Raw genomic sequence first — 13,499 nt, 5'->3', positions numbered from 1 at the left:
TCACTGCCCCAGCAGCGGGAGCGTGTGACCGGTGGGGTTGGGTATGTCGGAGTCGGGCAGCGTGCCGAGGGCGAGCGAGGCGAAGCGGGTCGCGAACGGCTGCCACACCTCCTCGACGTCGGGCAGGATCTCGGCGATCGCGTAGACCACCGCCTCGGCGTCGTAACCGAGCTCGTCGAGCCCGTCCCTGTCGCTCGCCGCCCACGCCTCGACCATCTCGATGTCGCACTCGATGTGGAACTGCACGGCCCAGGCCCGGTCGCCGAGCCGGAAGGCCTGATGGGGACAGCGACTCGACGCGGCGAGCAGCACCGACCGCAGCGGCAGCTCGGTGATCTCGTCGCGGTGCCACTGGATCACGTCGGGGATCAGCGGCACCCATTTGAACAGCGGGTCGTTGTCGGTGGCGTCGCGCTTGCCGACCAGGCCCGGCCCGATCTCCGGACCGGACGGGCCGCGCTCGACCAGCCCGCCGTGCGCCTGGGCCAGCAACTGCGCGCCGAGGCAGATCGCGAGGGTCGGCACCCGGTTGCGCACCGCCTTGCGCAGCAGGCCCTCGAGCTGCGGAAACCACGGCGCGCCGGGGGTGCCGTCGGCGGCCGGGTAAGCGTTCTGGTCGCCGCCGAGCACCACGAACGCCAGGTAGTCGTCGAGGGTCTCGGGCAGGGCGTCCCCGGCGTGCGGCCGCAGCACGGTCAGCTCCAGGCCGGCCTCGGTCAGCCACTCGCCGAGCCGGCGCAGGTCGTCGGACGGGTCGTTCTCGATCACAAGTGCGGTTCCCACGCTCCCGAGGCTAGTCCCAGGCTCGTCCGCAAACACCGACAGGAGGCTGTCGCGGACGGCGGCGAGGGTGGTGCCAAGCACTTTTCGAGGAGGCAACAATGTCCGCAGCCAATCAGGTCGACTGGTTCCAGATCGGCACCGACCGGCCCGAAGCCGCCGAACGCTTCTACAGCGACGTGTTCGGCTGGAAGTTCGCCGGCGAGCCCGGTTACCGCCTCGTCTTCACACCGGGCTCGCCCGCACCGGCCGGTGGCTTCGCCGACGTCTCCGACGGTTCGACCGGCCCGCACGCCATCCCGTTCGTCAACGTGGCCGACACCGCCGAGACCTGCCGCAGGGCCGAGACGGCCGGCGCCAAGATCCTGGTCGCGCCGGCCGACGGCGGCGACGGCCTGGTCTTCGCCCACCTGATCGACCCGACCGGCAACCACATCGGCGTCTACACCCCGGCCGGCGGCTAGGCCGGACTCCCGGCGGCCGGGCCGGACCCCCGACTGGCGGCTAGGCCAGGCTGAGCGCGCTCATCCGGTCCCCCGGCACGTCGAGCTCGCCCGGCGTGAGCTCGCGCGGCGGCGGTTCCTCGGCGGTCACCACGACCGCCGAGATCCGGTCGGTGCGGAACACCCGCACCGACCGGCGCAGCCGGCACCAGGCCACCAGATACCAGTAGGCCGGCATGCCCACGAACGCGAGCGGCTCGATCTCGCGGACCGAATCGGTCCCGGCCCTGTCGGCGTAACTGATGCGCAGCACCCGCCGGATCGACAAGGCGTCGGCCAGCAGCCGCGGAATCTCCACCGACGGCGTCTCGACGAGCCGGACGCGGGCGGCCATCTCCCGGGCCCGATCGGCGTCGCCGGGGTGCATCGCGGCGACAAGTTTGCGCAGCGCGGCCGCCGCGGCGGCGTGGAACGGCGAGCCGGCCAGCCGATGCAGGGCGACGGCCATCGCCACCGCCTCGCTCGGCGTGAAGTTGACCGGTGGCAGCGTGTGCGACTTGTCGAGGCAGTAACCACCGGTGCGGCCCGGCTCGGCGTAGACCGGCGTGCCGGACTGCTGCAACGCCGAGATGTCCCGCTCGACCGTGCGCACGCTCACCTCGAAGCGGCCGGCCAGCCAGCGCGCGCTGCGCGGCCGCGGCGCCACCGCGCGCAACTCCTCGACGAGGGCGTAGAGACGGTCGGTCCGGTTCACACCGGCAGGCTACGACGGGGGTACGACAAACCGGCCGGCGGCTAGAAGGTGTGCTCCGCGGCCGGGAACTCCCCGCCCCGGACCTCCGCCGCGAACTGCCGGGTGGCCTCGCTCAACGCCCCGGCCAGGTCGGCGTACTGCTTCACGAAGCGGGGCATCCGGCCCGTGCGCAGCCCGGCCATGTCCTGCCAGACCAGCACCTGGGCGTCGGTGTCGGGGCCGGCGCCGATGCCCACCGTCGGGATCGGCAGCTCCTTGGTGACCGTCTTGGCGACCTCGCCCGGCACCATCTCGACCACCACCGCGAACGCCCCGGCCTCGGCCACCGCGCGGGCGTCGGACAGCACCTGGGCGCCCTCGTTCTCCCGGCCCTGCACGCGGTATCCGCCCAGCGTGTGCTCGCTCTGCGGGGTGAAGCCGATGTGCGCCATGACCGGGATGCCGGCCCCGGTCAGGGCCTCGATCTGCGGGGCCACCCGGCGACCGCCCTCGAGCTTGACGGCGTGCGCGCCGCCCTCCTTCATGAAGCGGACGGCGGTGCGCAGGGCCTGGGTGGGGCCCTCCTCGTAGCTGCCGAACGGCATGTCGGCGACGATCAGCGCGGTACTGGTGGCCCGGACGACCGCGCGGACCAGCGGGAGCAGCTCGTCGACGGTGATCGGCAGGGTGGTCTCGTGGCCGAAGACGTTGTTGGCGGCGGAGTCCCCGACGAGCAGGACCGGCACGCCGTTCCGGTCGAAGATCGACGCGGTGTACTGGTCGTAGGAGGTGAGCATCGGCCAGCGGTCGCCGCGGGACTTGGCGGCGATCAGGTCCCGGGTGCGGACGCGTCGCGTGGCGGGACCGCCGTACAGGGTGGGAATCTCCTGCATCGTCCTTCTCCTTCATCCCTCGAGGCCGCTCGGGTGCGGTCCCCGGGTGCGGCAATCGTCGCACCGGGAAAGGGCCGATGGTCAGGGGTCAGTGGAGGTTGTCACAGCCCTTCCCGAAACCTGTTCGTAATCGGAAGGCGACGATCGCGGCCGAACGCCTTGCCCGAGATCTTCGGCCCCGGGGCGGACTGGCGGCGCTTGTACTCGGCCAGGTCGACCATCCGCAGCACCCGATCGACCAGGGCGGGATCGTTGCCGGCCGCGATCAGCGCGGCCCGGCCCAGGTCGTCGTCCACGTACCCCTTGATGATCGGGTCGAGCACGGCGTAGTCGGGAAGCGAGTCCGAGTCCTTCTGATCGGGCCGCAGCTCGGCGCTCGGCGCCTTGGTGATCGAGTTCTCCGGGATGGGGGCGCCCGGCTGCGTGTTACGCCAGCGGGCCAACTGCCACACCATGGTCTTCGGCACGTCCTTGAGCGGGTTGAAACCGCCGACCGAATCGCCGTAGAGCGTGGAGTACCCGACGGCCAGCTCGCTCTTGTTGCCGGTGGTCAGCACCAGGTGCCCCTCCTGGTTCGACAACGCCATCAGGATCACCCCGCGCACCCGGGCCTGCAGGTTCTCCACCGCCAGACCGGACAGCGCCAGGTTGGCCAGGAACGCGTCGACCATCGGCTGGATCGGCTCGGTGCGGTAGTCGATGCCGGTCCGTTTCGCGAACTCGGCGGCGTCGTCGCGGGAGTGGCCCGAGGAGTAGCCGCTGGGCATGGACACCCCGAACACCCGCGCGGCCCCGAGCGCGTCGACCGCGATGGCCGCGACCACCGCCGAGTCGATGCCGCCGGACAGACCGAGGACGACCGACCTGAACCCGTTCTTGTCGACGTAGTCGCGCAGGCCGAGCACGAGCGCCGACCAGACCTCGGCCTCGTCGGCGATCCGCTCCGCCACGCCGCCGTCGCGCCGGCCACCGTGCGCCGGCCGGGGCGAGACCTCCAGGTCGACCCGGTGCACGGCCATGTCGTCGGGGATGTACTGCTCGACGTTGGGCAACGGCGCCGCCGCCGTCTTCGAGGCGACGTTCGGCGCCTGCGACCCGGCCGGCAACGGCAGGTCGTGGATCAGCAGCTCCTCGGTGAACTGGCCGGCCCGGGCCAGCAGGTCGCCGCCGGCCGTCACGATCATCGAGTCGCCGTCGAAGACCAGCTCGTCCTGGGCGCCGACGGCGTTCACATAGGCCACAGTGGCCCCGGCCTCGGCCGCGCGCCGCATGACCAGCGGGAGGCGTACGTCGTCCTTGTTCAGTTCGTAGGGTGACGCGTTGATGTTGAGCACCAGGCCCGCGCCCGCCCGCCGGGCGGCGGTGAACGGGCCCCCGGCCTGCCAGATGTCCTCACAGACGGTGAGCGCGATGTCTACGCCGCCGAACCGCACCACGGTGAGTGACTCACCGGGCTCGAAATAGCGGTCCTCGTCGAAGACGCCGTAGTTGGGCAGGTGGTGCTTGAAGTAGCGGGCCGCGACCCGGCCGCCGAGCAGCAGCGCCGACCCGTCCCGGGGCCCGCGCCCGGGTGTGGCGGAGGAACTGGTGGCGGCCGGTCCGTCGGCGTCCACATATCCGACGACCACCGCCAGGTCGCCCAGCCCGTCCCCGGCCAGATCGGCGGCCAGGGACTCGAGTGCGGCCTGCGAGGAACGCACGAACGAGTCCCGGAACACCAGATCCTCGATCGGATAGCCGGTGAGCATCATCTCGGGGAAGGCGACGAGCTGCGCACCGGCGTCCGCGGCCTGCCGCGACCAGCGACGAACCGTGGCCGCGTTGCCGGCGATGTCGCCGACCGTCGAGTTGACCTGAGCCAGGGCGATCCGGAGCGTGGGCATGGACTTTATTCTTCCCCACAGAGCGACCCCGGCACCCCGCGGTAGGCCCCGCTCAGCGTAATCTCGGCGTAATGACGCCGGGGAAGACTGGCACGCCAAGGCATCACCACCAGGAGTGAACGTGGACCGACAGCAGGAGTTCGTGCTTCGCACTCTCGAGGAGCGCGACATCCGTTTTGTCCGGCTCTGGTTCACCGATGTGCTGGGCACCCTCAAGAGCGTCTCGGTGGCACCGGCCGAGCTCGAGAGCGCCTTCGAGGAAGGCATGGGCATCGACGGCTCGGCGATCGAGGGCTTCGCCCGGGTCTACGAGTCCGACATGGTCGCCATGCCCGACCCCACCACGTTCCAGGTCTTCCCGTTCGAGGGCGGCGTCTCCGGCGAGAGCGCCCGGATGTTCTGCGACATCCTGCTGCCCGACGGCAGCGCCGCCTGGGCCGATCCGCGCCACGTGCTGCGCCGCGCCCTGGCCAAGGCCGCCGAGAAGGGCTTCACCTTCTACACCCACCCCGAGGTCGAGTTCTTCCTGGTGCAGGACGGCCCGCTGGACGGTTCGGTGCCGATCCCGGTGGACACCGGCGGCTACTTCGACCACACCACCCACGCGGTCGCCCGCGACTTCCGCCGCCAGGCCGTCCTCGCCCTCGAGCGGATCGGCATCTCGGTCGAGTTCAGCCACCACGAGGTCGCCCCCGGCCAGCAGGAGATCGACCTGCGCTACGCCGACGCGCTCTCCACCGCCGACAACATCATGACGTTCCGGCACGTGGTCAAGGAGGTGGCGCTGTCCCAGGGGGTGCGCGCGACCTTCATGCCGAAGCCCTACACCGACCAGCCCGGCAGCGGCATGCACACGCATCTGTCGCTGTTCGAGGGCGAGCGCAACGCCTTCTTCGACGCCGACGACCCGCAGAAGCTGTCCAAGACGGCCCGCGCGTTCATCGCCGGCCTGCTGGTGCACGCCCGGGAATACACCGCGGTGACCAACCAGTGGGTCAACTCGTACAAGCGGCTCTTCCCGCTGCAGCTGCCCAACGCGATCACCGAGAGCCCGGCGTTCGTCAGCTGGGGCCACCTCAACCGCTCCGCCCTGGTCCGGGTGCCGGCGTTCGGCAAGCCCAACTCGGCCCGCGTCGAGGTCCGCTCGATCGACTCGGCGACCAACCCCTACCTGGCCTTCGCGGTGATGCTCGGGGCCGGCATGAAGGGCATCGAGGAGGGCTACGAGCTGCCGCCGGGCGCCGAGGACGACGTCTGGTCGATGTCGGCGGCCGAGCGCAAGGCGATGGGCTACGACGCCCTCCCGGAGAACCTCTCCGAGGCGATCGACGTGATGAGCAAGTCCGAGCTGGTCGCCGAGGTGCTCGGCGAACACGTCTTCGACTTCTTCCTGCGGAACAAGCAGGCCGAATGGGAGCAATACCGGCGCGAGGTAACGCCGTACGAGCGGCAACGTTATCTGGGCGCTCTGTAAACGCGTAGATCTGTTCTTGTACGGTCTCTCCTGACAGTGGCGAAGGAGAGACCGTGCTGCAAGATCTGCTCGAAGGTGCTGGCCGCAGCATCGTTTACGGCCTGGTAGGCATCGGCCTGATGGCCGTCGGATACATTTTGATCGATCTTCTGACGCCCGGAAAACTCCGGGATCTGATCTGGGCCGAGCGCAATCAGAACGCCGCGCTCCTGCTCGCTTCCAACCAGCTGGGAATTGCCCTGATCGTCTTCACGGCGATCTTCACGAGCTACGACTCGTTCGGCCGGGGCCTGGCCTCGACCGTCATCTTCGGCCTGGTCGGCATCGCCATCATGGGCCTGTCCTTCCTGGTGCTCGACTGGATGACCCCCGGCAAACTCGGCGAGGTCATCTGCACCCCGGAACGACACGGCGGCGCTCTGGTCTCGTCCGCGACCCATTTCGGCGCGGCGCTGATCATCTGCGCCTGCATTTCCTAACCGCCACCATGAGTACGGGCTTGCCCGGTCCCCGGTTTCCGGGACCGGGCGCTGCCCACTCACCCTCCGCGCCCGGCCATCCGGGTGGGCCCGGCCGGCCGGGCCCACCCGGCGGGCAGCGCGGTCGCGCTACCCGGCGTGCTCGAACTCGACCTTGCGGGTGGCCGGGTCGGCGGTGGTCAGGCGCACTGCGACACGCTCGCCCAGCGGCAGGTCACCGACGCAACGGGCCCGCACGGCGGGCTCGTCGAGGGCCACCGTGCCACCCGGCGGGCGGTTGCCGCGCGGTTCGTCCCGGTCGACCACCCCGGCCTCGAACGTCTCCCCCACCCGGTCGTGCAGCAGCACCGCCTCGGCCAGGTCGATCGCGCCCCGGTTGGCCGCCCCGGCGAGCCGGTCGCTGTCGCCCATCGCCTTCGGCAGTCGCGGCAGTGCCTCCCGAGCCCAGTCCGGCACCGGCTCGCCCGCGGCCAGGGCGAGGCAGACCTCGGTGGCGAAGCGGTCGGCCAGCCGCCGCAGCGGCGCCGTGACATGCGCGTACGGTGCGCCCACCCCGCCGTGCCCGGTTTCGGCCGGCGGCGCCCCGTCGAACGGCGTGTAGGCGGCTCCCCGCAGCAGTTCCGCGGCCTGGTCGAGGAACGCCGCGCCGCGCGGTGTCCCCGGGTCGACGGCGGCCACCACCGCGCCGACCGAGGCGCCGGCCGGCCACGGCATCCCGAGCGACCCGGCCGCGGCCCGCAACTTGTCCACCGCCTCCGGCTTGGGCGCCGGCATGGTCCGCAACAACCCGACCCCGCCGCGGAGCATCAGCCCGGCCCCGGCCATCCCGGTGAGCAGCGAGATCTGCGCGTTGTACTCCTCGACGGCGAGCGGCGCCCGCAGCACGAGCCGCCAGCCGTCCCCGGCGCGCTCGACCTCCTGCTCGGGCAGCGGCAGGTTGACCGCCCCCCGATCGGCGGCCCGCCGGGCGAGCAGCGCGCCGAGTTCGGGAAGCAGCGCGAGCGGCTCCGGCGCGGTGCCGGCGTCGACCTGCCGCTGCACCCCCTCGTAGTCGAGCTTGGCCCGGCTGCGCACCCGCGCCCGCTCCAGCCCGACCTCGGCGATCGCGCCGTCCGCGTCGAGGTCGATCGTCCACAGCACGGCCGCCCGCTCGACCTCCGGCAGCAGACTGGCCGCCCCCTCGCTGAGCACCGCGGGATGCAGCGGGATCCGCCCGTCCGGCAGATAGACGGTCTGGCCCCGCACCCAGGTCTCGGCGGCGAGCGCCCCGTCGGCCCGGACGAACGAGGCCACGTCGGCGATCGCGTAGCGGACCCGATAGCCACCGCCCGCCCGCCGCTCCAAGTGCATAGCTTGATCTAGATCGGTGGACGAGGCCGGGTCGATCGTCACGAACGGGATGTCCGTCCGGTCCGCCCCCGTCAGTCGGCCCTCCCGGGCCGCGGCCTCGGCCTCGGCCATCGCGTCGGCCGGAAACTCCCCGGGCAGCCGTAGCTCCCGCCGCAGCACCGAGAAGTCGATCTGCGGCGCCCAAACCCTTTTGATCGGCACCGCCCATTCCTACCAGCCCGCACACACCGATGGCCGCACCAGGCGGTGCGGCCATCGGCGGAAATGCTCTGGTTCAGGCGCGCTTCGCGCCGATCTCCCGGCCCGCCATGTCCCGGCCCCCGGTCTCCCGGCCCCCGGTCTCCCGGGCCGCCGTCTCCCGGCCCGCCGCTTTACGGGCCGCCGCCGGGCTGTTCCCGGCCGCCGCCTTGCGAGCCGCGGCAGCCGTGGTGGCCTTCGCGACCTTGGCCGCGTTGGTGGCCGAGTTCTTGGCCGTGCCCCCCGCCTTGCCGACGTTTGTCGCCTTGGACCGCGCCGTGGTCTTGGCCGCCCGACCCGCCGTGTTGGCCGCCTTGCCCGCCATCGCCGCGCCCGAGCCCGCCTGCGCCACCGCCGACCGGCCCGCCGCCACCCGCTTCGCCGCGCCCGCCTTGGCCGCGCCCGTCTTGGCCGCGCCCGCCTTGGCCGCGCCCGCCTTGGCCGCGCTCGCCTTCGTAGCCGCCTTGTCGGCCGCCGCCTTCGCCGCCGTCCCGGTGGCCTTCGCCGCTGTCGCGGTGGCCTTCATCGCCGTCCCGGTGGCCTTCGCCGCAGCGCCTTTGGTCCTGGCCGCGGTCCCGGTCGCCTTGCCCGCACCGCCCGTGGCCCGGCCCGCAGTCCCGGTCGCCCGGCCCGCAGTCCCCGTGGCCCGGCCCGCAGTCCCCGTGGCCCGGCCCGCAGTCCCGGTCGCCCGGCCCGCGGTCCCGGTGGTCGTGGCCCTGTTCGCGGTCTTGGTGGCTTTCGCGGCCGTCCCGGAGACCTTGGTCGCGCCCCGCTTTGCCGGCTTTGTCGCGGTCAGCGCCATCGCGGCGTCGGCGGCGGCCCGGCTGGTGGCCGATTTCGCCGCGCTGCGGTTCGCCGCCGCGAGTTTGCCGCCGGCCGCCGACTTCGCGGCAGCGCGGTTGGCCGCCGCCATCTTGGACGCCGAGGTGCTCGTCGAGCGGGCCGCGGCCCGGTTCGCCGACGCGGTCTTCGAGGCCGGCATCCCACTGGCCGACTTGGCTGCCGCCCGGTTCGCCGCCGCCGTACGCGAGCTCGACGAACCGCCGGCCGACTTGGCCGCCGCCCGGTTCGCCGCCGCCGTGCCGGACGATCCCGCTCCCGACGCCGACCGAGCCGCGGCCCGGTTGGCCGCCGCCGTGCCGGTGCGCCCGGCCGCCGACTTCGCGGCGCTCCGGTTGGCCGCCGCGATCTTCGACTCGGCCGTGCCCGCCGCCGAAGCGCCGGCCTTGACCGCCCGACCGGTGGTCTTCGTTGCGGTACGCGAGGCCGACTTGACGCCGGTCGGGGCCGTCTTGCCCGCGGCACGGCCGGTGGCCTTGGTGGCGGGCGCCCGGTTCGCCGTCGTCTTCGTAGCCGGCGCCTTCTTGGCGGCCGCGGCCCGCGTTCCGGCCTTCGCCGTCGCCTTGGCCGCCGTCGCCTTGGCCGCCGTCGCCTTGGTAGCCGTCGCCTTGGTCGCGGAAGCCTTGCTACCGGACGCCTTGGTAATAGTGGCCTTGCTACCGGACGCCTTCAGCGCGGCGGACTTGGAAGCACTCGCCTTGGTGGCACTCGCCGCGGTGGACGCCTTGGTCGCGGTGGCCTTGGTCGCGGTCGCCTTGGCGGTGGCGGCCTTGGCCGCGCTGGTGCGGGCGGCCGCGGCGGTCCTGGCCACGGTCTTCTTCGCTGCCGTGGTCGCCTTGGCCGCCGTCCTGCCGGCGGCGGCGGTGCGCGGCCCGGCCGGCTTGGCGGCGGCGGTGCGCGGCCCGGCCGACTTGGCGGCGGCGGCCTTGCCGGCGGCCGCGGTGGCCCGGGTCGCCGACTTGGCGGCGGCCTTGGTGGCGGTCCTGCGGGCGGTGGTCTTGTCGGCCGGCTCCGGCGTGATCACCGGCATGCCGCTGATCGCTCCGATGACGGCCGGCATCTCGGTGTTCCGGCCGCGCCGTGGTGTCGTCCGGCCGGCCGGCTTGCTGCCCGACGCGGTCGACTCGTCCGTCCGGGGCGAGGCGGCGAGCGGCATGTCGTCGTCCATGTCGGCCGCCGGCGTCGCCGGAATCGTCGCCGTGGTCATGCCCGGCAGCGGGCTCATCGCGGCGGCGGTCCGCCGCGGCGTGACGGGCCGGCGCTTGCTGGCCGCGGTCCGGCCGGCCGCCGCCGTCTTGACCCCGGCGGTACGCGTCGAGGCCCCGGCCGCACCACGCACCGCCCGAGCCGCCGACGCCGCGGTGGGCTTCGAGGTGGCGGGCTTGGCCGTGGTCGGCTTGGCCGGACGAGCCGGCTTCGGCGCCGGCTTGGCCGCCCCGGCGCGAGCCACAGTCGCCTTACCGGCCGCCGTCCTCGAGGCACTCGCCTTACCGGCCACGGACATCGAGCCGGTTGCCTTGCCGCCCACGGGCTTCGAGGCGGTCGCGGACTTCGACGGGGTCGGGCGCGTGGTGGCGGGGCGGGCGGCGGGAACCTTGGCTACCGCGCCGGCCGGCCGCGTCGCGGGGGCCTTCGCGGTCGTTGTCTTGGCAACGGCGGACTTGCCCGCCGACTTCGCATCGACCTTCGTCACGCTTTTTCGTGAAATTTCGGACAGAGCGGCGGCGGACTTGCCCGCGGACTTGGCCACCGCCTTGGCGACCGGCTTCGCCACCGCCTTGGCGACCGGCTTCGCCACCGCCTTGGCGACCGGCTTGCTCGCCGCCGACTTGGCGGCGGAGTTCACGGCCGGCGCGCGGTTGGGGCTGGTGGGCTTGGGCACGGTGGGACGGGTGGTGGTCGTGGTGCGAGAAGTCGCGGCCGCGACCTTCCCGCCAGGGTTCGAAGCTCTGGTCGGAGCCTTTTTGGCAGCGGCCATCTGGGTGTTCCTCCTTGCGAATGACTGCGGGCTCGTCTCCGCCTGGAGACTACGAATTCCGGCTTGGACACAGGGGGCATCGAAGCCGGTGTTAGCTTTCCTCCCCGGTCCAGCGGGCATCCGCGGCATCCCACTCGGCATTGCGCTTCTCGACAGTTTCGAGTGCCCGCGTCGCTTCGTCAGCCGTGGAGTAGGGCCCTAGCCGGTACTGGGCGGGACATAGGTCGTCGCCGGTCTCGACACGGCTGTGGCGAAGGCACCAGAAATAGTCGCCTCCGCCGGGCCCAGTGTCGTTCATGCAATCACTGTGCACCTCAAACCGACCATCCGCCACCGATTCGGGCAAAAAGTCCTAGATTTCCACATTGGAACTGAGGAGAACTCAACAAAAAACGCCCCGACCGGGTGGCGGTCGGGGCGAATTCTCGCGAACGTCAGCCGAGCTCGGCAGCCACCAGCTCGGCCACCTGGACGGCGTTGAGAGCCGCGCCCTTGCGCAGGTTGTCATTGGAGACGAACAGGGCGAGACCGTTGTCGACCGTCTCGTCGGCCCGGATGCGACCGACGAAGGAAGGGTCGCGGCCGGCCGCCTGGAGCGGGGTCGGCACGTCGGCCAGTTCGACGCCGGGTGCGGCGGCGAGCAGCTCGCGGGCGCGGGCCGGCGTGAGCGGCCTGCCGAAGCGGGCGTTGAGCTGGAGCGAGTGGCCGGTGAAGACCGGCACTCGCACGCAGGTGCCGGAGACGAGCAGACCGGGGATGTCGAGAATCTTGCGGCTCTCGTTGCGGAGCTTCTGCTCCTCGTCGGTCTCGTCGCGGCCGTCGTCGACAATCGAGCCGGCCAGCGGCAGCACGTTGAACGCGATCGGCTTGACGAAGGAACGCGGCGCCGGGAACTCGACGGCGGCACCGTCGTGGGCCAGTTCGGTGGCCCGGTCGGCGACCTTCTTGATCTGCTCGTCGAGCTCGGCGACGCCGGCCAGACCGGCCCCGGAGACGGCCTGATAGGTGGTGGCGACGAGCGCCACCAGCTCGGCCTCGTCGTGCAGCGGGCGGAGCACCGGCATGGCGGCCATGGTGGTGCAGTTCGGGTTGGCGATGATGCCCTTGGGCCGGTTGCGGGCCGCGAGCGGATTGACCTCACTGACCACGAGCGGCACCGACGGGTCCATCCGCCAGGCCGACGAGTTGTCGATGACGACCGCACCGGCCTCGGCGACGCGCGGCGCGAGCTCCTTGGAGCTGGCCTTGCCGGCCGAGAAGAGCACGATGTCGAGGCCGCCGAAATCCGCGGTCGACGCGTCCTCGACAGTCACCTCGCCGCCGGCCCACGGCAGGGCACGGCCCGCGCTGCGGGCGGAGGCGAAGAGACGGAGCTGGTCCACGGGAAACTCGCGCTCGGCCAGGATGCGGCGCATGACGCCACCGACCTGTCCCGTTGCGCCGACAATGCCGATCCTCATGCCGATAAAAGTACGGCCTGATCAGCTCGGGAAGAAATCACTTAGTCCACGGCGTACCGAAGAATGGGATTTTTGTTCCACATAGCAAGACAGGAGGGCTAGCTTCGGTGGCATGGCGACCTACACGCACGGACATCACGAGTCGGTCTTGCGCTCCCACCGCTGGCGCACCGCAGAGAATTCGGCGGCATACCTGTTGCCACGGCTGAATTCCGGACTTTCGGTTCTCGACGTCGGCTGCGGTCCCGGCACCATCACCGCCGACCTCGCGAGGATCGTCACACCGGCCCGGGTCACCGCCCTGGAGATCACCGACGCCGCCCTCGGCCTGGCGCGCGCCGAGATCGACCGGCGCGGTCTGACCAACGTCGACTTCGCGACCGGTGACGTGCACGCCCTCGACTTCGCCGACGACACGTTCGACGTCGTGCACGCCCACCAGGTGTTGCAGCACGTGACCGATCCGGTGGCGGCACTGCGCGAGATGCGCCGGGTCACCCGGCCGGGCGGGGTCGTGGCGGTGCGCGACAGCGACTACGCGGCGTTCACCTGGTTCCCGCAGCTGCCCGAGCTGAGCGAGTGGCTCGACCTCTACGAGCGGGTGGCCCGCGGCAACGGAGGCGAGCCCGACGCCGGCCGCCGGCTGCTGTCCTGGGGTCGCGCGGCCGGATTCACCGACATCACGGCGATGTCGAGCACGTGGTGTTTCGCCGATCAGGAGGATCGTGACTGGTGGGGCGGCATGTGGGCGGATCGGGTGTTGAAGTCCGACCTGGCGGCCACGGCGCTGCGCACCGGCGCCGCCGGCCAGGACGACCTGCGACGCATCTCCGACGGCTGGCGGGCGTGGGCGGCCGACCCGGACGGCTGGCTCTCGCTGCTGCACGGCGAGCTGCTGGCCGTCAAATAGGCGCGGTCGGACAGGGCACGGTCGGACAGGGCACGGTCG

General features: G+C 72.1%; 11 protein-coding genes. 4 read left to right on the top strand and 7 right to left on the bottom strand.

Annotated elements, in window-relative coordinates:
• Positions 1 to 783 (bottom strand): type 1 glutamine amidotransferase, encoded by a 783-nt coding sequence (locus Afe05nite_RS33700; RefSeq protein WP_203821323.1) that lies wholly within the window; start codon positions 781 to 783, stop codon positions 1 to 3.
• 98 nt (positions 784 to 881) lie between these two features.
• Between Afe05nite_RS33700 and Afe05nite_RS33695 the strand changes: the two genes are divergently transcribed.
• Positions 882 to 1,244 (top strand): VOC family protein, encoded by a 363-nt coding sequence (locus Afe05nite_RS33695; protein ID WP_203821322.1) that lies wholly within the window; start codon positions 882 to 884, stop codon positions 1,242 to 1,244.
• Between the two features lie 40 nt (positions 1,245 to 1,284).
• On the opposite strand, the gene Afe05nite_RS33690 is transcribed toward Afe05nite_RS33695, so the two are convergent.
• From Afe05nite_RS33690 to Afe05nite_RS33680, 3 genes are all read right to left on the bottom strand, one after another.
• A complete protein-coding gene (locus Afe05nite_RS33690; RefSeq protein ID WP_203821321.1) occupies positions 1,285 to 1,977 on the bottom strand; it encodes a helix-turn-helix transcriptional regulator in 693 nt (230 codons plus the stop codon).
• A 41-nt stretch (positions 1,978 to 2,018) separates the two neighbouring features.
• Complete coding sequence (gene panB / locus Afe05nite_RS33685; protein WP_203821320.1) at positions 2,019 to 2,849, bottom strand: 3-methyl-2-oxobutanoate hydroxymethyltransferase; 831 nt, start codon at positions 2,847 to 2,849, stop codon at positions 2,019 to 2,021.
• A 101-nt stretch (positions 2,850 to 2,950) separates the two neighbouring features.
• Complete coding sequence (locus Afe05nite_RS33680) at positions 2,951 to 4,732, bottom strand: NAD+ synthase (RefSeq protein ID WP_203821319.1); 1,782 nt, start codon at positions 4,730 to 4,732, stop codon at positions 2,951 to 2,953.
• A 121-nt stretch (positions 4,733 to 4,853) separates the two neighbouring features.
• Here Afe05nite_RS33680 and Afe05nite_RS33675 point away from each other — a divergent pair, with 121 nt between their 5' ends.
• Complete coding sequence (locus Afe05nite_RS33675; RefSeq protein ID WP_203821318.1) at positions 4,854 to 6,206, top strand: glutamine synthetase family protein; 1,353 nt, start codon at positions 4,854 to 4,856, stop codon at positions 6,204 to 6,206.
• 53 nt (positions 6,207 to 6,259) lie between these two features.
• Positions 6,260 to 6,685 (top strand): DUF350 domain-containing protein, encoded by a 426-nt coding sequence (locus Afe05nite_RS33670; protein WP_203821317.1) that lies wholly within the window; start codon positions 6,260 to 6,262, stop codon positions 6,683 to 6,685.
• 129 nt (positions 6,686 to 6,814) lie between these two features.
• Here the strand turns inward: Afe05nite_RS33670 and Afe05nite_RS33665 are convergent, their stop codons facing one another.
• From Afe05nite_RS33665 to Afe05nite_RS33655, 3 genes are all read right to left on the bottom strand, one after another.
• Positions 6,815 to 8,236, bottom strand: a complete 1,422-nt coding sequence (locus Afe05nite_RS33665) for an RNB domain-containing ribonuclease (protein ID WP_203821316.1) — start codon at positions 8,234 to 8,236, stop codon at positions 6,815 to 6,817.
• Positions 8,237 to 8,309: 73 nt separating this feature from the next.
• Positions 8,310 to 11,090 (bottom strand): hypothetical protein, encoded by a 2,781-nt coding sequence (locus Afe05nite_RS33660; protein WP_203821315.1) that lies wholly within the window; start codon positions 11,088 to 11,090, stop codon positions 8,310 to 8,312.
• Between the two features lie 434 nt (positions 11,091 to 11,524).
• The gene (locus tag Afe05nite_RS33655; RefSeq protein WP_203821314.1) at positions 11,525 to 12,550 is read right to left on the bottom strand and encodes an aspartate-semialdehyde dehydrogenase; all 1,026 of its coding nucleotides are present in this window, start codon (positions 12,548 to 12,550) and stop codon (positions 11,525 to 11,527) included.
• 112 nt (positions 12,551 to 12,662) lie between these two features.
• Between Afe05nite_RS33655 and Afe05nite_RS33650 the strand changes: the two genes are divergently transcribed.
• Positions 12,663 to 13,460: a class I SAM-dependent methyltransferase gene (locus tag Afe05nite_RS33650; RefSeq protein WP_203821313.1), complete on the top strand. Its 798-nt coding sequence runs from the start codon at positions 12,663 to 12,665 to the stop codon at positions 13,458 to 13,460.
• Positions 13,461 to 13,499: the final 39 nt, after the last annotated feature.

Source organism: Paractinoplanes ferrugineus (genome assembly GCF_016862195.1).
In the GTDB taxonomy this organism is placed as follows: domain Bacteria; phylum Actinomycetota; class Actinomycetes; order Mycobacteriales; family Micromonosporaceae; genus Actinoplanes; species Actinoplanes ferrugineus.
This window is presented reverse-complemented; position numbering and strand designations above follow the sequence as displayed.